Here is a 17,753-nt window from a genome sequence, read left to right as displayed (position 1 = left end):
GCCAGGATGGCGCGCACCGTTCCCGGACCGAGGAGGCGAGGCCCCATGGCGGCTCCTGGCAGTACGCTCCCGCCGCTGGGCCCGGGGTATCGGCGGCTGCTGGCCGCCGGGGCGCTGGGCAACCTGGGGGATGGCATCGCCCTGGTGGCGCTGCCCTGGTACACCGCGACGTTGACCGGTGACCCGGTCGCGGTGGCGGTGGTGGCGGCCGCGGGGCGGCTGCCCTGGTTGGGGGCGCTGGTGGCCGGGGCGGTGGGCGACCGGATGGACCGGCGCCGCCTGATGGTGCGGGCGGGGGCGGGCAAGGCGCTGGTCCTGGTGGTGCTGGCCGCTTTGGCGGCGGTGGGGGCGGCGCCGGTGCCGGTGGTGGTCGCCGCGGCGCTGCTGGTGGGGGTGTGCGAGGTGTTCTTCGACAACACGGCCCAGTCCCTGATGCCGATGGTGGTGCCGCGCGAGCGCCTGGAGCGCGCCAACGGGATGCTGTGGAGTGTGGAGGAGGTCGCGGGCCGGTTCGCGGGCGCCCCGTTGGCGGGGGTGCTGGTGGCGGTGTCCGCGGCGGCGGCGTTCGGGGCGCAGGCCCTGTTGGCGGCGGGGGCGGTGGGGGCGCTGCTGGCCCTGCGCGGGGATTTCACGCCGGTGGCCGGGGCGGGGGCGGCGGTGCCGTTGCGGGTCCTGGTGGGTGAGGGGGTGCGGTGGCTGTGGGGGCACCGGTTGCTGCGCACCCTGGCGGTGGTGCTGGGCCTGTCCAATCTGGCGGCGTCGATGAACGCCGCGGTGCTGGTGCTGTTCGCCCGGGACGTGCTGGGGGTGGGGGCGGCCGGGTTCGGGCTGCTGTTGACGGCGGTGTCGGTGGGGATGGTGCTGGGGGCGCAGGTGGTGCACCGGCTGGTGCCGCTCGTGGCGCCGGGGGTGGCGTTGGCCGCCGCCCTGGCGGTGCAGGCGGTCGGTTACCTGCTGGTGGGGTCGGTGCACCGTGTGTGGGTGTTCGCGGTGTGCTTCGTGGCGGTGGGGTTCTTCACCATGTGGTGGAACGTGGTGACGGTGTCGCTGCGCCAGCGCATCGTTCCCGGGCACCTGCTGTCGCGGGTGCTGGCGGCCTACCGCACGGTGGGGTGGGGGACCGCGCCGGTGGGGGCGCTGGCCGCGGGGGGTCTGGCCGCGATGCTGGAGCCGGTGGTGGGGCGGGTGTGGGCGCTGTCGGCGCCGTTCCTGGCGGCGGGGGTGCTCAGTGCGGTCCTGGTGGCGGTGTCGGCGGCCCGCCTGACCACGCGGGCGGTGCGCGCGGCCGAGGCGGGGGCCGGGTCTCACACGCGTTCGACGGGCACCCAGACCTCTCCGGAGGCGGTGGACCCGTCCTCGCCGTAGTCGGCGGTGACGAGTTCGGGGCCCGGGGCGGTGCGGTGGGTGGGGTGGGAGGGGAACCACTGGCCGTAGGCGTCGACCCATACCCGCTGGATGCCCTCGGGGAAGGGCGCGTCCTCGAAGGGGAACACCACCCAGGTGCCCGCCGCGACCTCCAGGACGTCCATCCCCTCGGGGGCGGGGGCGGTGCTCACCGCCGCCTGGTAGTAGTCCAGCAGGCTGCCCTCGGCCCGTTCGGGTTCGATGTTGTCGACGGCCGAGACGACTCCGCCGGGTTCGCCGTCGGACAGGGCGGCCAGGCGTTCCCAGGCGGTCTCGCCCAGGCCGCGGACGAACGCGTCCATGTCCGGGTTGACGCCTTCGTGCACCAGGGGTACGCGTGCCCGGTAGCCCACGAGGCGGAACGCCTCTTTCTCCACGATCCGGTACCGCACGGCGGTACCTCCTTCCACGGTCAGTCGGAATGTCATGCGCGGTTGGGAGGTCAGGACCGCGCCGGTGCGCCGGGCCTGGCCGGGGCCGACCCCGTGCAGGGCGCGGAAGGCGCGGGCGAACGCCTCGGCGGACCCGTAGCCGTAGCGGACGGCGATGTCCAGCAGGGTGGCGTCGCCCTGGGCGACCTCCACCGCGGCCAGGGTGAGCCGGCGGCGGCGCACGTACTCCGACAGGGGCATCCCGGCCAGGGAGGTGAACATGCGGCGCAGGTGGTGTTCGGAGGTGAGTGCCGCGCGCGCCATCCGTGCCACGTCCACCGGCCGGGAGGTGTCCTCCTCCACCAGGTCCAGTGCCCGGTTCAGTGCCTCCAGCACGGTCGTGCTCCTTTCGGTCCGGTCTTCGACGCTAGGGGGTGCGGGGGTGTGCGTACCCGACCGGGGGCGTGCGTGTCGTGTCGGGTCGCACGCCCGGGCTTCGGGCAAGGTCGGGGAATCGTTGGGCAAGGACTTGCGTCGCCCCCGACGTGGGCGGTTACGGTGGCATCACCCTCAGCTGAGGATGGCCCGACAGGCCGACCCCGAGAAGGAGGTGGGCGGGGCGAGGCCAGGATCGCGCCCCGCGGATACATGGACCTTGGTTTTCTGCGACCGCTGTACGACAACGACGCCCCGGTGGCCTCGGTGCATCTGGACACCAGCCGTGACACCACCGACGCGGACAAGAAGATCGAGCTGCGCTGGCGGCACCTGCGCGAGCGGTTGAGCGCCCAGGGGGCCGATGAGGCGACCTTGGACGTGCTGGAGGAGGCGGTCGGGGAGGGTTCCTCCCGGGCCTACGGCGACCACGGCCAGGCGCTGTTCGCGTCGGGTGGGCGGCTGCTGGGCGAGTACACGCTGGGTGAGCCGCCGGCGCGGGACCGGGCGCTGTGGGCGCCGGTCCCCGACGCGCTGCCGGTGGTGGTGGACCGGGGCCGGCACCTGCCGTACGCGCTGGTGGCCCTGGACCGGGTCAAGGCGAAGGTGTTCGCCTATGCGGGCGACCCCGATCCCAGGCCGGTGTCGGAGAGGGACTTCACCGGTGCGGACCTGCACAACATCGACACGATGGGGCGCGGGGGGCCGGGGAGCCTGGGCGGGTACAACGGCGACTACGTCCGCAAGCAGTACCACTTGGAGACCTGGCGGGAGAACACGGCGAGGCTGGCCGAGCTGGTGCGTGAGGCGGTGGCGGAGGTCGATGCCCGGATCATCATCGTGGGCGGGGACGACGAGGCGATCTCGTATCTGCGCGACAACATCCATGAGCGCAGGCTCTCCATCCCGATCGAGGTGGTGCCGGGCGGTCGCGGCGGGCCCGATGCGGAGCAGCGCCTGCACCAGGCCGCGGCGCAGGCGCTGCGCGCCTTCGTGGCCGACTCCCAGAAGGGGGCGTTGGAGGAGTTCGAGCAGAAGCTCGCCCAGGACCAGGCGGTGCGGGGTACCGAGTCGACGCTGCCGATGCTGTCGGAGGCGCGGGTGCGCACGCTGCTGCTGGGTGCCGAGCGCGACGGTGAGCCGGAGCTGTGGGGGTCTTCCACCGCGCCGATCCTGGTGGCGGCCAAGCCCGAGGGGTTGGACGATCCGGGTGCGGCGTTCCGGGCTCCGGCCAGTGCGCTGATGCTGCGGTCGGCGGTGATGGCTGATGCGGGGTTCAGTGAGGTGCTGGACGACGGTGAGCCCGCCGCGGGCAGTGGTGCGATCCTGCGGTTCCCGCGCCAGCGCGCGGAGCGGTGACGGGCAGGAGCGAGGGGGGTCGTCCGCGGTGCGGGCGGCCCCCGTTTTTTCGTGTCGTGTGTTCAGGCGCCGGTGGTCATGCCCAGGTGGAGGAGCAGGTCGGCCTCGGTGAGGAAGGCGATGGCCTGGCCGCGTTCGGCGTAGGTCTCGGCCTGGCGGTGCTTGGAGGTCTTGCCGGGGCCGTCGTGGCCTCCGATGACCAGGATGTCGGTCTTCTTGGTGACGTTCTTGGCGGGGGTGCCGCCGGCCTCGGCGATGCGCCGCCACACCTCGGGTTTGTCCATGGTCTCCAGGTCGCCGGAGACGCATACGACCTTGCCGTACAGGGGGCCGGAGGGGTCGGCGTCGGGGGAGGGGGCGGGTAGGTCGGTGCGGGCGGCGCGCTGCCAGCGGGCGAACCGGTCCTCGCCGAAGGCCTGGGGGGCCGGTGCGGCGGCCCCGGGGGCCGCGGGGGGCAGGGGGGTGAGGCGGCGCAGGGCGCTGCCGGCGGCGCGGGCCAGGTCGGCCAGGGAGGTGGTGCCGTGGCGTTCCATGGCGGCGATGGCGATGCGGGCGGCGGCCTCGGCGTCGGCGTCGGCCCGGTGGTGGTGGGTGACGCGGTGGCCGATGTGGGCGCTGACGGTGGGCAGCCGGTGGTCGGGCAGTTCGGCCCAGGTGCGGCGGGACAGGGCCAGGGTGCAGGCGTAGTCCCAGTCGGGGGTGGTCAGGCCGGTGCGGGCGCAGGCCTGGGCGATGACGCCCATGTCGAAGGGGGCGTTGTGGGCGACCAGGGGGTCGCCGTCGGCGAACTCCACGATGCGGGCGTGGACGCTCTGCCAGGTGGGGGCGTCGGCGACGTCGTCGGGGGTGATGCCGTGGACGGCGATGTTGTGGCGGGAGAAGAAGTCGATCCCGGCGGGCGGGCGGATCAGGGTGGTGTGGCGGTCGGCGATGATTCCGTCGCGCACCTTGACCAGGCCGACGGCGCAGGCGCTGCCCCGGTCCTGGTTGGCGGTCTCGAAGTCGATCGCGGTCCAGCTGTCCGTCACCCTGTTCTCCTCCCCGCACTGTGTTGACGCGTTGAGGCTACCGTCGTATTCCGGTGCCGGGGGCGCGGTTTGGTCGGCCGGCCCCCGGTACCGGGGGTTTCATTCGTCCCACAGGTCGGTGGTGTGGGCGGCGGTCAGGGCGGCGGCCCGGTCCAGGAACTCCTCGGCCGGCAGGGGCGGGAGGCGGCGGCCGTCGCGCAGGCGTACCGCGACGGTGTCCTGGGCGGCCTCGCGGGCGCCGATGACGGCCTGGTAGGGCACCAGGCGGTGGGTGCGGATGCGGGCGCCCAGGGCGCCGGTGCCGGCGGGGGCGGTGTCGGCGCGCAGTCCGCGCCGCCGGGCCCGGTCGGCCAGGTGGGCGGCGGCCGCCTCCTGGTCGGGGGTCACGGGCAGGGCGATGGTCTGGAGGGGTGCGAGCCAGGCGGGGAAGGCGCCCTGGTGGACCTCGATGAGGTGGGCGACGACCCGTTCGATGCTGCCGATGACGCTGCGGTGGACCATGACGGGCCGGTGGCGGGCGCCGTCGGGGCCGGTGTAGTGCAGGTCGAAGCGTTCGGGCTGGTGCAGGTCGACCTGGACGGTGGACAGGGTGGATTCGCGTCCGGCGGGGTCGGCGATCTGCACGTCGATCTTGGGTCCGTAGAACGCGGCCTCGCCGGGGCCCTCCTCCCAGTCCAGGCCGGCCTGTTCCAGGGCGGATACCAGCAGGCCGGTGGCGCGTTCCCAGGTGGCCGCCTCGCCCGCGTACTTGCCGCCGGGGCCGGGCAGGGACAGCCGGTGGCGCAGGGGGGTGATGCCCAGGGCGCGGTGGGCGCGGCCGATGAGGTCCAGGGCGTCGGCGGTCTCGTCGACGACCTGGTCGGGGGTGCAGAAGATGTGGGCGTCGTTGAGGCGGATGGCGCGTACGCGGGTGAGGCCGCCCAGGGATCCGGAGGGCTCGTGGCGGTACATGTCGCCGAGTTCGGCGACGCGCAGGGGCAGTTCGCGGTGGCTGCGGCCGCGGGAGCGGTAGAGGAGGGCGTGGTGGGGGCACAGGCTGGGGCGCAGCACCAGTTGGTCGCCGCCGTCGTCCAGGGGCGGGAACATGCCGTCGCGGTAGTGGGCCCAGTGGCCGGACTTCTCGTACAGGGCGCGTTTGCCCAGGGCGGGGGAGTACACGTGCACGTACCCGGCCTCGCGTTCCAGGCCGCGCACGTACTCCTCCAGGGTGTGGCGGACGGTGGCGCCGTCGGGGAGCCAGAACGGCAGCCCGGCGCCGATGAGGGGGTCGGTGTCGAACAGGTCCAGGTCGCGGCCCAGGCGGCGGTGGTCGGCGGTGGTCACGGGTTCCTCCCGAGGGTGCGGGGGCGGACCACCGGATGCGCGAAGCCCCGGGGAGGTGCGCCCCGGGGCTTCGTTGAGTGCAAGAGTCAGCGCGCCGGTGGCATCTCCGGCGTCGTCGTGCTGTGGGCGCGCTGCATGGTGTGACCCTACCAGAGGTCGCGGCGGGGTGTCCTGCGGTAAACCGCACCCCTCTTCGGCGGGCGGCACCATGGCCGGGGCCGGGGCGCGGCGGCCAGCATGGGCACCGTCGGGAAGCGAGGACGGGAGAGCCGATGATCACCCTGCGGGGATTGACCAAGCGCTACGGCGACGTGTTGGCGGTGGACTCGTTGGACCTTGAGGTGCGCCCGGGGCGGGTCACCGGGTTCCTGGGGCCCAACGGTGCGGGCAAGAGCACCACGATGCGCATGGTGCTGGGTTTGGACCACCCCACGTCGGGGCGGGCGCTGGTGGGCGGGCGCCCCTACCGGGAGCTGGACCGGCCGCTGCACCATGTGGGTGCGGTGCTGGACGCCCGTGCCGTGCACCCGGGGCGCAGCGGGCGCGCCCACCTGTTGACGTTGGCGCGTACCCACCGCATCCCCGACCGGCGGGTGGACGAGGTGCTGGAGCAGGTGGGGCTGGAGGGTGCGGCGCGGCGGCGGGCGGGGACGTTCTCGCTGGGGATGAGCCAGCGGTTGGGGATCGCCGCGGCTTTGTTGGGGGATCCGGGGGTGCTGTTGTTCGACGAGCCCGTGAACGGGCTGGACCCCGACGGGGTGCGGTGGATCCGTGAGCTGATGCGGGAGCTGGCCGGGCAGGGTCGGACGGTGTTCGTCTCCAGCCATCTGATGAGCGAGATGCAGCTGACCGCCGACCACCTGGTGGTGATCGGGCGGGGTCGGCTGATCACCGACGCGCCGCTGGCCGAGGTGCTGGCGCACAGCGCGTGGACGGCGGTGGTGGTGCGCAGCCCCCACCCGGAGGACCTCGTGGCCGCGCTGGAGGCCGAGGGCGCGGGGGTGGAGCGGCCGGGCCCCACCGAACTGGTGGTCACCGGCCTGGGGATGGAGCGGGTGGGGGAGTTGGCCCACCGGGCGGGGGTGGTGGTGCACGAGCTGCGCACCCGGGACGCCTCGCTGGAGCAGGCCTACCGGGAGTTGACCGAGAACGCGGTGCAGTACACCGCCCGGAACGGGGGAGGGCGATGATGTCCGTTGCCGTTGTGGGAAGGCCGGCCGGGTTGCGCCGTGCCCTGTCGGACCTGGGTGCGGCGGTGTCCGCGGAGTGGGTGCGGCTGCGGTCGGTGCGCACCACCTGGTGGGGTGCGGCGGTGGCGCTGGCGTTGATGTGCGCGGTGGCGCCGTCGGTGGCGGTCTCCACCGTGTCCAACGCCCAGAACGGGTCGGTGCCGGTGGCGGAGGTGCCGGCTTCGGAGATGGCGGCCTACGCCACTTTGTGGGTGGTGCAGTTCGTGGTGGTCGGCCTGGTGCTGCCGGTGATCACCACCGAGTACTCCTCCCGGTCGTTGCACGCGTCGTTGCAGGCGGTGCCGGTGCGGTGGCGGCTGCTGGCGGCCAAGGCCGTGGTGGCGGCGGGGTTCGTGTTCGTGTTGGGGGTGGTGGCCGCGGCGGTCGGGACGGTGCTGTCGTTCGCGGTGATGTCCCACCCCTACCTGGCGGGGTACGGGACGCTGGAGGCGGGCGAGGCGGTCGTGTCCGTGCTGCGCCAGGGTGTGTACCTGGCGCTGGTGGCGGTGACGGCGCTGGGGGCGGGTGCGGCGCTGCGGTCGGTGGCCGGGGCGCTGACCACGCTGTTCCTGCTGATCGTGGGGTTGCCGGTGATGCTGTTGATGATGGGCGGCGAGCTGTCGGTGGTGCTGGGCGAGCGGACGCTGTTCGTGGCCGGTGCGGGGTTCATGGACACCGATCTGGCGTTGGGGCCGGTGGGGATCGGGCCGTTCGCGGCGGGCGTGGTACTCCTGTGCTGGTCGGCGGTGGCGCTGGCGGCGGGTGCGGTGGTGCTCGCCCGCCGCGACGCCTGAGGTGAGCGGGGGTAGGGCCGCGGTGGCGGGTCGTTGGTGGGAGCCGGTCGCGGCGGTGGCGGGGCGGTTCGCCCGGTCCCTGGCGGGGGCGTGGGCGGGGCAGGTGACGGCGGCCGTGACGGTGCTGTGGGTGGTGGCGGCGCCGGCGGCGCTGTGGCCGCCGTTGCGGCCCGCGGTGGCGGGGTGGGCGGTGCGGGTCGCCGAGTGGGACCTGGGGCGGTTGGCGCGCTGGTACGGGCGGGCGGTGCACCCCGATCCGGGGGTGCGTGCGCGGGTGCTGTACCTGGTGGCGCGGTTGCCGGTGGCGTTGGTGGCGTCGCTGCTGCTGTTCGTGCTGGGCGGGTTGGCGGTGCTGTTCGGGGTCGGTCTGGTGTGGGACGCGTTGACCGGGGGCGCCTCCGCGGTGGACATCCGGATGACGGGGGTGCGGATGCACGTGTCCTCGTTGTCGTTGGGGGCGATCTTCGGCCTGGGCACCGCCGGGCTCCTGTGGGCGGGCACCGAGGCGGTGGCGTCGGTGGAGGCGCTGTTGGCGCGGCGCCTGGTGGGGCCCAGTACCCGGGATCTGATGGTGCGGCGTATCGATGAGCTGACCCGTACGCGGTCGGAGGTGGTGCGGGCGGTGGACGAGGAGCGGCGCCGTATCGAGCGGGACCTGCACGACGGGGTGCAGCAGCGGGTGGTGGCGTTGTCGATGCTGTTGGGGCGGGCGCGGCGCGGTGGGGACGCGGAGCGGGCGGCGGGGCTGGTGCGCGATGCCCACGCCGAGGCGCTGGTGCTGTTGGAGGAGCTGCGGGACGTGGCCTGGCGGGTGTACCCCAACGCGTTGGACACGTTGGGGTTGGAGGCGGCGTTGACGGAGGTGGCCGACCGGTGTCCGCTGCCGGTGGCGGTGCGGGTGTCGGCCGATCCGGTGCCGGTGGGGGTGCCGGCGACGGCGTTGTACTTCGTGGCGCGGGAGGCCATCACGAACGCGGTCAAGCACGCGGGGGCCGGTCAGGTGGCGGTGCACCTGACGGGTGGGGGCGGTGGTTGGGAGTTGCGGGTGTGGGACGACGGCCGGGGCGGGGCGGATCCGGCGGGGGGCGGGTTGACGGGGCTGGCGCGGCGGGTGGCGGCTTTGGACGGCACACTGTCGGTGGACAGTCCGGTGGGCGGGCCGACGACGGTGTGCGCGGTGCTGCCGGGGTGAGGGGCGTTTCGAGGAGGGTGGAGGGTTCATGCGTCTGGTGATCGCCGATGACTCGGTCCTGTTGCGGGAGGGTCTGGTGCGCCTTTTGGAGGAGGAGGGGCACGAGGTGGTGGCGGCGGTCGGGGATGCCGGGGCGCTGGTGGCCGAGGTGGTGCGGCACGCGCCGGATGCGGCAGTGGTGGACGTGCGGATGCCGCCCACGCACACCGACGAGGGGTTGCGGGCGGCGCTGGAGATCCGTGCGGGGCATCCGGGTGTGGCGGTGCTGGTGCTGTCGCAGTACGTGGAGCGGCGTTATGCGACCGAGCTGTTGACGGGGTCGCCGGGCGGGGTGGGGTACCTGCTCAAGGACCGGGTGGCGGATGTGGGGGAGTTCCTGGCGGCGCTGGAGCGGGTGGTGGCGGGCGGGGCGGCGTTCGACCCGGAGGTGGTGCGGCGGCTGCTGGCGCACGCCCGGCCCGATCCGCTGGCCCGGTTGACGCCGCGTGAGCGCGATGTACTGGAGCAGATGGCGCAGGGGTGGAACAACCCGGCGATCGCGGAGCGGTTGCACGTGTCGTTGAGCGCGGTGGAGAAGCACGTCAACGCGATCTTCGACAAGTTGGACCTGGACCACGGGACGGGGCACAGCCGCCGGGTGCGGGCGGTGCTGCGCTATCTGGGGGCGTGAGGGGCCGGGGCGGGTACGGCGGCGGGGCCGCACCCGGCCCGGGGTGCGGCCCCGCGGTGGGGGGTCAGGGGGTCACTGGGCGCCGATGGCGGCCTCCACCTCGGAGATCCACTGCTGGGCGGCCTCCTCGGGGGTGAGTTCGCCGAAGGCGAGGGAGTCGGTGACGCGCTTGGTGATCTCCACGACCTGGCCGGCGCCGATGGGCGGCGGCGGGTTGCCGTCGACGATGCCGTCCTCGATCTCGGACATGAACACGGCGCTGCGCTCGTCGGCGGGGGGCAGGGAGCTGAGGATGCTGCCGCGGACGTCGACGTTGGCGGGCAGGCCCAGGTCGGCCAGGATCAGTTCGGCGGCGTCGGTGCTGTTGAGCATGAAGTCGACGAAGCGGGCGGCCTCCTCGGGGTGCTCGGAGCCGGCGGAGATGGAGTAGAACATGGCGGGCTTGAAGAACATGCCGGTGCGCTCGCCGGTGGACTCGCCGGGGTAGCGCAGGAGTTCGATCTCGTGGCCGGAGGACTCGGTGATGCCGCCCAGCTGGTTGGTCCAGAAGTGGGCCATGGCGCCGGTGCCGGTGGAGAGCACGGACTGGTCGGGGCCGCCGGCCTCGATCTCCACGCTCTGGGCCGCCTCGGGCTGGCCGCCGGTCTCCAGGAGTTCCTGGTTGAGCTCGAACCATTCGACGAGGGTCTGCTCGGAGAAGCCCAGGGTGCCGTCCTCGTTGTAGAGGCGTTCGCCGCGCTGGCGGGCGAAGATCTGGAAGCCCTGTTCGTTGTAGCCCATGCTCTGGGTGCCGACGATGTCGCCGCCGGAGGCCTCGGTGATCTCGGCGGACAGTTCGATGTAGTCCTCCCAGGTCCAGGAGGTGTCGTCGGGCATCTCCACGCCGGCGGCCTCGAACGCCTCGGGGTCGGCCAGGATGGTGTAGGCGTTGACGCCGCTGGCGATGCCGTAGGTGGCGCCGTCCAGGTCGCCGCTCTCGGCGACCAGCGGGTCGATCTTGGACAGGTCCAGGCCTTCCATCTGCGACAGGTCGGCCAGGGCGCCGCGGTCGCCGTATTCGCGCAGGTAGCGCTCCTCCTGCATCATGATGTCGGGGGCGTCGTCGGCGGCGGTGGCGGTGGCGAGCTTGTCCCAGTAGGAGCCCCAGTCGGTGTAGTCCGCGACGATCCGGATGTCGGGGTTCTGGGCCTCGAAGATGTCGATGACCTGCTGGAGGGTGGAGTGGCGGTCGTCGGCGCCCCACCAGGAGTAGCGCAGTTCGACGACGCCGTCCTCGGATTCGGAGCCTCCGCCTCCACAGGCGGTGGCGGCCAGGGCCAGTGCTGTCATGGTGGCGGCCAGGGCCAGTGGCCGGCGGGCGCGGCGCTTGTTCACGGGGGACATAGGGGGTGGGTCCTCTCGATATCTACTTGATGCCGGTGGTCGCGATGCCCTTGACGAGGTAGCGCTGGCCGGCGAGGAAGAATCCGAACACGGGTCCCAGGGCCACCACGGACATGGCGAACAGGGGACCCCAGGAGGTCTGGGAGCTGGAGTCGACGAAGGTGCGCAGCGCCACCGGGACCGTGTACATGTCGGGCCGGGTGAGGAAGATCAGCTGGCTGAAGAAGTCGTTCCAGGTCCAGATGAAGGTGAAGATGGCGGTGGTGGCCAGGGCGGGCATCGACAGGGGCAGGATGATGCGCAGGAAGATGCGCACGTGTCCGCAGCCGTCGATGCGGGCGGCCTCGTCCAGGTCGCGGGGCAGGCCGCGGATGAACTGGACCATGAGGAAGATGAAGAATCCGTCGGTGGCCAGCAGCTTGGGGACGATGACGGGGTAGAAGGTGTTGATCCAGTCCAGTTCCGCGAACAGGATGTACTGGGGGACGATCACGACGTGGATCGGCAGCATGATCGTGGCCAGCATGATCGCGAAGAAGAGCCGCTTGCCGCGGAATTCCAGGCGGGCGAAGGCGTAGGCGGCCATGGAGCAGCCGATGAGGTTGCCGACGATGGAGCCGCCCACCACGATCGCGGAGTTCAGCAGGTAGTGGTGGAAGGGGTACTGCAGGGCGTTCCAGCCCTCGCTGTAGTTCTCCGGGGTGAAGTTCCAGGGGATCAGGCCCGGTTCCCGGAAGATCTCGGCGGTGGGTTTGAAGGAGCTCGACAGCATCCACAGCAGCGGGTAGAGCATGATCAGGCCGAAGCCGATCAGGCCGATGTGGGTGAGCAGTCGCCGGATGCGGTCGTTGCGGTCGCGGGTGCCGCGGGGGCGGGCGGGGAGCCGTGTGTCAGTCGCCATAGAAGACCCAGAACTTGGAGGCGAGGAAGTTCACCGCGGTGAATCCCCCGATGATCATCAGCAGGAGCCAGGCCATCGCCGAGGCGTAGCCCATGTCGAACGCGCCGAACCCCCGTTGGTAGAGGTAGAGCGTGTAGAAGAGGGTGGAGTCGGAGGGGCCGCCGGTGCCGCCGCTGACGATGAACGCCTGGGTGAAGGTCTGGAAGGCGTTGATGATCTGCAGCACCAGGTTGAAGAAGATGATGGGGGTGAGCATGGGGACGGTGATGTGCCAGAAGCGGTGCAGTCTGCCGGCCCCGTCCACGGCGGCGGCCTCGTAGTACATGGCGGGGATCTGGCGCAGCCCGGCCAGGAAGATGACCATGGGTGCGCCGAACGTCCACACGTTCAGCACGATGAGGGTGCTCAGGGCGTGGTCGGGGTGGGAGACCCAGCCCTCGCCCTGGATGCCGAAGAACGCCAGTACCTGGTTGACCAGGCCCTCGGCTCCGAAGACCTGGCGCCACAGGATGGCGACGGCGACGCTGCCGCCCAGCAGGGAGGGCAGGTAGTACACCGACCGGTACAGGGCCAGGCCGCGTACGCCGCGGTCCAGGACCATCGCCAGGGCGAGTGCGAGTGCGAGCTGCAGGGGCACCGACACGAACACGTAGACGAAGGTGACCCGCAGGGCGCTGTGCAGGCGGGCGTCCTCGAGCATCCGCTCGTAGTTGGCCCAGCCCACGAACTCGTAGTCGCCGATGAGGTTGTAGTCGGTGAAGGAGAAGTAGAGCGAGGCCAGCAGGGGGCCGGCGGTGATGAGGGCCAGGCCCACGAACCAGGGGGCGAGGAAGCCGTAGGCGGCGAGGTTCTCGCGCTTGCGGCGGCCGGTGCCGCCTTTGGGGGCGCGTCGGCCGCCGCCGGCGGGGGCCGCGGGCGCCGCCGCCGGGCGGGTGCCGCGCTGGAGGAGCGCGCTCACAGGGATCCGCCTCCTGTGGGGGCGGTCTCCGACCGTGAGGTGGAGACGCGCGTACCAGGGTGCATGGTCACGGACCGCCAATCTGATCGGGGAGGGGCGCGGACCGGGGCCGATGGCCCCTGTGTCCGAGAACACTGCGGAAAAGCGCAGGTTATGGGTTGGTAAGCGCTATCCAGCTATTAGGATGCTCAGTTTCTAGCACCGGGTTACAAGGGTGTCAACGCCCGGTTTCCCCTTGCGGGGCAAGCGCCGCCCGGATCGTTACCTTCCGGTTCGCCCGCTGAGCCGGGGTTTCGGCCGGAACTTCCTGCCCCCTTGTGCCCGTTTCATCCCCTTGTTCGCCCCGTGCGCCCCACCCGTTTCGGTCATGGGATCGCTCCCGGGCATTGTGGTTCCAATGGGAAAGCGTTTACCATCCTGGTGTGAACCACACCACGCAACGCAGGTACGCGATCGTCGGCACGGGTTCCCGGGCCCGGATGTACACCCGGGCCCTGGCCGCCACCCACCGCCGCCACGGAGCCCTCGTCGCCCTGTGCGACACCAACGCCACCCGCATGGCCGTGCACAACCGGATCGTCGCCGAGGCGGGCCTGGACCCCGTGCCCGCCTACGCCGCCGACGCCTTCTCCCGCATGCTCGCCGAGCAGGCCGTGGACGAGGTGATCGTGTGCACCGTCGACCACACCCACGCCGACTACATCGTCGCCGCCCTGGAGCACGGCGCCGACGTCATCACCGAGAAGCCCATGACCACCGACCTGGAGGGGCTGCGCCGCATCGAGGAGGCGCGCGAGCGCACCGGCGGCCGGGTCACCGTCGGCTTCAACTACCGCTACAACCCGGTGCACCGCCGCGTCCGCGAGCTCATCGCCCAGGGCGCGATCGGCGAGGTCGGCTCGGTCCACTTCGAGTGGATGCTGGACCTGCGCCACGGCGCCGACTACTTCCGCCGCTGGCACCGGGACAAGGCCAACTCCGGGGGGCTGCTGGTGCACAAGGCCAGCCACCACTTCGACCTGGTGAACTGGTGGATCTCCGCGCGTCCGGAGGAGGTGTTCGCCTCCGGGCGGCTGTTCTTCTACGGGGAGGAGAACGGGCGCCGGCACGGGCTGGCCGCCGACTACGAGCGCGGCCACGGCTCGGCGGCCGCCGACGCCGACCCCTTCGCCCTGCACCTGGCCGACAGCCCCGACCTGAGCGCCCTGTACCTGGACGCCGAGCACGAGGACGGCTACCGCCGCGACCTCAACGTGTTCGGTCCCGGCATCACCATCGAGGACGACATGTCGGTGCTGGTGCGCTACGACACCGGGGCCCGTCTGACCTACCACCTCACCGCGTACGCCCCCTGGGAGGGGTACCGGCTGGCCGTGACCGGCAGCCGCGGCCGCCTGGAGCTGGACATGGTGGAGTTCGACCGCACGGTGGCGGGCCGTACCGAGGACAACCCGGTGCGGGGCATGCCCGCCCCCAAGGAGGACACGGTCTCGCGGCTGGTGCTGCGCCGCCACTGGAGCGAGCCCGAGGAGGTCCCGGTGGAGGTGGGGACAGGCGGCCACGGCGGCGGCGACACCGCGATGCTCGACGCGCTGCTGGGCCGGCTGGACGACGGCATCCGCCCCGACCACGCCGACGGCGGCAACGCGCTGTTGACGGGGCTGGCCGCGAACGCCTCCATGGCCTCGGGGGCGCCGGTGCGCGTCGCCGACCTGGTCGCGGGGAAGGACGCGTGAGCGCCGCGGGCCCGGTGCCGCTGCTGCTGGTGGGCCTGCACGGCCACGGCCGCTCCCACCTGCGTTCGCTGCTGCCGCTGGTCAAGGCCGGGACGGTGCGGCTGGCGGGGGTGTGCGACCGGGTCGCGCCGGCGGCGGGCGACGACCTGGAGGGGCACGGTGCGGTGCCGTTCTTCGACGACCTGGCCACCGCCCTGGGGCGGACCGGTGCGCGTGTCACCGTGCTGGTGACCCCCATCCACACGCACCTGCCGTTGGCCCTGACCGCTCTGGAGCACGGTTCGCACGTGCTGTTGGAGAAGCCCACCACGGCGACCCTGGCAGAGCTGGACCGGTTGGTGGAGGCGGTCGACGCCTCCGGGCTGGCCTGCCAGGTGGGGTTCCAGAGCCTGGGGTCGGCGGCGGTGGACGCGGTGCGGGCCCTGATCGCCGAGGGTGCGGTGGGGCGGGTGCGCGGTATCGGCGGCTGGGCCGCGTGGGTGCGCACCTCGGCCTACTACGGGCGTGCGCCGTGGGCGGGGCGGCGCCGCCTGGACGGGCGCGAGGTGGTGGACGGGGCGATCACCAACCCGTTCGCGCACGCGACGGCCACCGCGCTGGCGCTGGTCGGCGAGGGGGCCCACGCGCCCTCGGACATCGAGCTGGACCTGTACCGGGCGCATCCCATCGAGAGCGATGACACCTCGGCGCTGCGTTTGCGCACGGCGGGCGGGGTGCCGGTGGTGCTGGCGACGAGCCTGTGCGCGCCGGCGGAGGTCCCGCCGCGGCTGCTGGTGCACGGCGAGCGGGGGCGGATCGAGCTGGAGTACACGCTGGACCGGGTGAGTGTGCACCGGCCGGGTCGGGCGCCGGTGACGGCGACCCATCCGCGCCGCCACCTGGTGGCGGACCTGGTGGACCATCTGCGGCACGGGACGCCGCTGCTGGTGCCGCCGGGGGCGACGCGGGGGTTCATGCACGTGTTGGAGGCGGTGCGGACCGGGCCCGATCCGGTGCCGATCGGCCCGGAGCACCAGCGGGTGTGGGAGGAGGACGGGGTGGTCCACCGGACGGTGGACGGTGTCACCGACCTGGTGTCGCGTGCCGCGGAGTCCCTGTCCCTGTTCCGCGAGCTGGATGTTCCCTGGGCGCGGGTGGATGCGGAGGCGGGTTCATGACGAGGATGGCGCCCGGCGGGGCCGGTGCGGCGGTGGCGGTGTGGAACGACGGGGCGGGTGTGGAGCCGCGGCTGTCGCCGCGCCCGTACCTGCACCCGGTGCGCACCCGGGCCGGGGTGGTGGTGACCGAGGTGGTGCCCGAGGACCACCGCCACCACCTGGGTGTGGGGGTGGCGGTGCCGGACGTGTCGGGTACGTCGTTCTGGGGCGGGCGCACCTTCACCCCGGACCGGGGGTCGGTGATGTTGGACAACCACGGGCGCCAGAGTTCGCGGGGCCCGGTCGCCGGGCCGGGGGGCGTGTGGGTGGAGGAGGTGTCCTGGACCGGTCCGGGGCGGGGTGAGCTGCTGCGCGAGGAGCGCCGGTGGCGGGTCCGCGGCCTGGACGGGTCGGCGTGGGTGCTGGACCTGGAGTGCACGCTGCGCAACACCGGCGGCCGTGACCTGTCGATCGGCAGCCCGGCCACCAACGGCCGTCCCGGGGCGGGGTACGGGGGGCTGTTCTGGCGGGCCCCGATCGGCCCTTCGGCGCCCCGGGTCCTGGGCCCGGAGGGTGTGCGGGGGGAGGAGGGGCTGCACGGGTCGCGTGCGGGGTGGCTGGCTTTGGAGGGGGACGCGGGCGGGCCGTGGACGCTGCTGTTCCACCAGCCGGGCGGGCACACCGATCCCTGGTTCGTGCGTGCGCGGGAGTACCCGGGGGTGGGTCCGGCGCTGGCCTGGGAGGAGCGGTTGCCGCTCCCGGCGGGAGGGGAGCTGACCAGGTGTCTGCGCACCGCCGTCGTGGACGGGCACCCCGGGGACCTGGACGCCCTGGCGGCGGCCGTGGTCGCCCTGCCCTGAGCGGTGCGTCGGGATGTACGCGGAATCGAAGAACGAGAGAGGGAAGACCCGCATGCGTGTGCTCGTCACCGGAGGTTCGGGGCGGCTGGGCCGCAGTGTCGTGGCCGGTCTGGCCGCCCGGGGCCACGAGGTGGTCTCGGTGGACGTGGCGCCGGCCGAGGGGCCGCCGGGGGTGCGGGGGGTGGTGGCGGACCTGTTGGACGCGGAGGCGCGGTCGGGGGTCTTCGCCGAGGTGCGTCCTGAGGCGGTGGTGCACCTGGCCGGGATCGCGGTGCCGTTCGCGCGTCCGGATGTGGAGACGCTCCAGGTCAACACGGGTCTGGCCTGGGCGGTGCTGGGTGCGGCGGTGGAGCACGGTGCCCGGGTGGCGGTGGCCGCCTCCAGTCCGACGGTGTACGGCTACAACACCCCGGGGTGGCGGCCCCGGTACCTGCCGTTGGACGAGGAGCACCCGGTGGCGCCCTGGCACGCCTACGGGCTGAGCAAGCTCATCGTGGAGGAGGCGGTGCGGGCGCTGGCGCGGACCTCGGGGGACTGTGTGCTGTGCGCGGTGCGGCCGGGGTACGTGGTGGCGCCGCAGGAGTGGGAGGGGGCGCCCACCCAGTTGGGGCACACGATGGCCGAGCGGGTGGCGGATCCGGAGTTGGCGGGGGTGTCGCTGTTCAACTATGTGGACGCGGCCGATGCGGCGGATCTGTTCGCGCGTGTGGTGGAGGCCCCGGAGCGGGTCGAGCACGGCGGGGTGTACAACGCGGTGGCGGCCGATCCGTTGGCGGAGGGGCCGGTGGACGGGTTGATGGCGCGTCTGCACCCGGGGTCGGCGCCGGTGGCCGGTGCGCTGGCGGACGGGCGTGCGGTGTTCTCCAGTGACAAGGCCCGCCGGGACCTGGGGTGGGAGCCCCGTGGGACCTGGCGTGACCGGTTGCGCGTCGACCGGGCGGGGTGAGGCGGTGCAGCGTCGGGGCGCCGCCCGC

16 protein-coding genes are annotated in these 17,753 nt (G+C 73.0%); 10 read left to right on the top strand and 6 right to left on the bottom strand.

All coding sequences use genetic code 11. The features are described 5' to 3' along the window. Positions 1-45: 45 nt before the first annotated feature. Positions 46-1,365: an MFS transporter gene (locus KGD84_RS16295; protein WP_220561291.1), complete on the top strand. Its 1,320-nt coding sequence runs from the start codon at positions 46-48 to the stop codon at positions 1,363-1,365. Here KGD84_RS16295 and KGD84_RS16290 read toward each other — a convergent pair. After that, positions 1,305-2,171: an AraC family transcriptional regulator gene (locus KGD84_RS16290; RefSeq protein WP_220561290.1), complete on the bottom strand. Its 867-nt coding sequence runs from the start codon at positions 2,169-2,171 to the stop codon at positions 1,305-1,307. The genes KGD84_RS16295 and KGD84_RS16290 overlap by 61 nt on opposite strands. Before the next feature lie 252 nt (positions 2,172-2,423). On the opposite strand from KGD84_RS16290, the gene KGD84_RS16285 reads away from it, so the two are divergent. Continuing rightward, positions 2,424-3,569: a baeRF2 domain-containing protein gene (locus KGD84_RS16285; RefSeq protein ID WP_220561289.1), complete on the top strand. Its 1,146-nt coding sequence runs from the start codon at positions 2,424-2,426 to the stop codon at positions 3,567-3,569. Positions 3,570-3,631: 62 nt separating this feature from the next. On the opposite strand, the gene KGD84_RS16280 is transcribed toward KGD84_RS16285, so the two are convergent. After that, a complete protein-coding gene (locus KGD84_RS16280; protein ID WP_220561288.1) occupies positions 3,632-4,597 on the bottom strand; it encodes an exonuclease domain-containing protein in 966 nt (321 codons plus the stop codon). A 99-nt stretch (positions 4,598-4,696) separates the two neighbouring features. Next, entirely contained in the window at positions 4,697-5,920 is a 1,224-nt protein-coding gene (gene thrS / locus KGD84_RS16275; protein WP_255646595.1) for a threonine--tRNA ligase, read from the bottom strand. A gap of 272 nt (positions 5,921-6,192) precedes the next feature. Between thrS and KGD84_RS16270 the strand changes: the two genes are divergently transcribed. From KGD84_RS16270 to KGD84_RS16255, 4 genes are read left to right on the top strand one after another with little or no spacing between them, the layout of a single operon-like run. After that, positions 6,193-7,110 (top strand): ABC transporter ATP-binding protein, encoded by a 918-nt coding sequence (locus KGD84_RS16270; RefSeq protein ID WP_220561286.1) that lies wholly within the window; start codon positions 6,193-6,195, stop codon positions 7,108-7,110. Further along, on the top strand, positions 7,110-7,943 hold the full coding sequence (locus KGD84_RS16265) for an ABC transporter permease (RefSeq protein WP_255646594.1): 834 nt from the start codon (positions 7,110-7,112) through the stop codon (positions 7,941-7,943). Before KGD84_RS16270 ends, KGD84_RS16265 begins: the two co-directional genes overlap by 1 nt. Positions 7,944-7,965: 22 nt before the next feature. Continuing rightward, a complete protein-coding gene (locus KGD84_RS16260) occupies positions 7,966-9,135 on the top strand; it encodes a sensor histidine kinase (protein WP_255646593.1) in 1,170 nt (389 codons plus the stop codon). Between the two features lie 28 nt (positions 9,136-9,163). Further along, positions 9,164-9,805 (top strand): response regulator transcription factor, encoded by a 642-nt coding sequence (locus tag KGD84_RS16255; protein ID WP_220561284.1) that lies wholly within the window; start codon positions 9,164-9,166, stop codon positions 9,803-9,805. A 72-nt stretch (positions 9,806-9,877) separates the two neighbouring features. Here KGD84_RS16255 and KGD84_RS16250 read toward each other — a convergent pair whose 3' ends face one another. Genes KGD84_RS16250 through KGD84_RS16240 form a run of 3 tightly spaced genes read right to left on the bottom strand, consistent with a single transcriptional unit; the run spans position 9,878 to position 13,047 of the window. Continuing rightward, positions 9,878-11,188: an ABC transporter substrate-binding protein gene (locus tag KGD84_RS16250; protein ID WP_220561283.1), complete on the bottom strand. Its 1,311-nt coding sequence runs from the start codon at positions 11,186-11,188 to the stop codon at positions 9,878-9,880. Between the two features lie 22 nt (positions 11,189-11,210). Further along, positions 11,211-12,089 (bottom strand): carbohydrate ABC transporter permease, encoded by an 879-nt coding sequence (locus tag KGD84_RS16245; protein ID WP_220561282.1) that lies wholly within the window; start codon positions 12,087-12,089, stop codon positions 11,211-11,213. Beyond that, positions 12,079-13,047 carry a carbohydrate ABC transporter permease gene (locus KGD84_RS16240; RefSeq protein WP_220561281.1) on the bottom strand — a complete coding sequence of 323 codons (969 nt, stop codon included), beginning with the start codon at positions 13,045-13,047 and terminating at the stop codon, positions 12,079-12,081. Before KGD84_RS16240 ends, KGD84_RS16245 begins: the two co-directional genes overlap by 11 nt. Before the next feature lie 422 nt (positions 13,048-13,469). Here KGD84_RS16240 and KGD84_RS16235 point away from each other — a divergent pair, with 422 nt between their 5' ends. From KGD84_RS16235 to KGD84_RS16220, 4 genes are read left to right on the top strand one after another with little or no spacing between them, the layout of a single operon-like run. Next, positions 13,470-14,783 carry a Gfo/Idh/MocA family protein gene (locus tag KGD84_RS16235; RefSeq protein WP_220561280.1) on the top strand — a complete coding sequence of 438 codons (1,314 nt, stop codon included), beginning with the start codon at positions 13,470-13,472 and terminating at the stop codon, positions 14,781-14,783. Continuing rightward, on the top strand, positions 14,780-15,940 hold the full coding sequence (locus KGD84_RS16230; RefSeq protein ID WP_255646592.1) for a Gfo/Idh/MocA family protein: 1,161 nt from the start codon (positions 14,780-14,782) through the stop codon (positions 15,938-15,940). Before KGD84_RS16235 ends, KGD84_RS16230 begins: the two co-directional genes overlap by 4 nt. Then, a complete protein-coding gene (locus tag KGD84_RS16225) occupies positions 15,937-16,779 on the top strand; it encodes a DUF6807 domain-containing protein (protein WP_255646591.1) in 843 nt (280 codons plus the stop codon). The genes KGD84_RS16230 and KGD84_RS16225 overlap by 4 nt, the downstream gene beginning before the upstream one ends. 52 nt (positions 16,780-16,831) lie before the next feature. Next, positions 16,832-17,725 carry an NAD-dependent epimerase/dehydratase family protein gene (locus tag KGD84_RS16220; protein WP_220561279.1) on the top strand — a complete coding sequence of 298 codons (894 nt, stop codon included), beginning with the start codon at positions 16,832-16,834 and terminating at the stop codon, positions 17,723-17,725. Positions 17,726-17,753: the final 28 nt, after the last annotated feature.

The organism is Nocardiopsis changdeensis (assembly GCF_018316655.1).
GTDB lineage: Bacteria > Actinomycetota > Actinomycetes > Streptosporangiales > Streptosporangiaceae > Nocardiopsis > Nocardiopsis changdeensis.
Note: the sequence above shows the minus strand (reverse complement) of the source record. Positions and strands in the feature narration are given on the sequence as shown.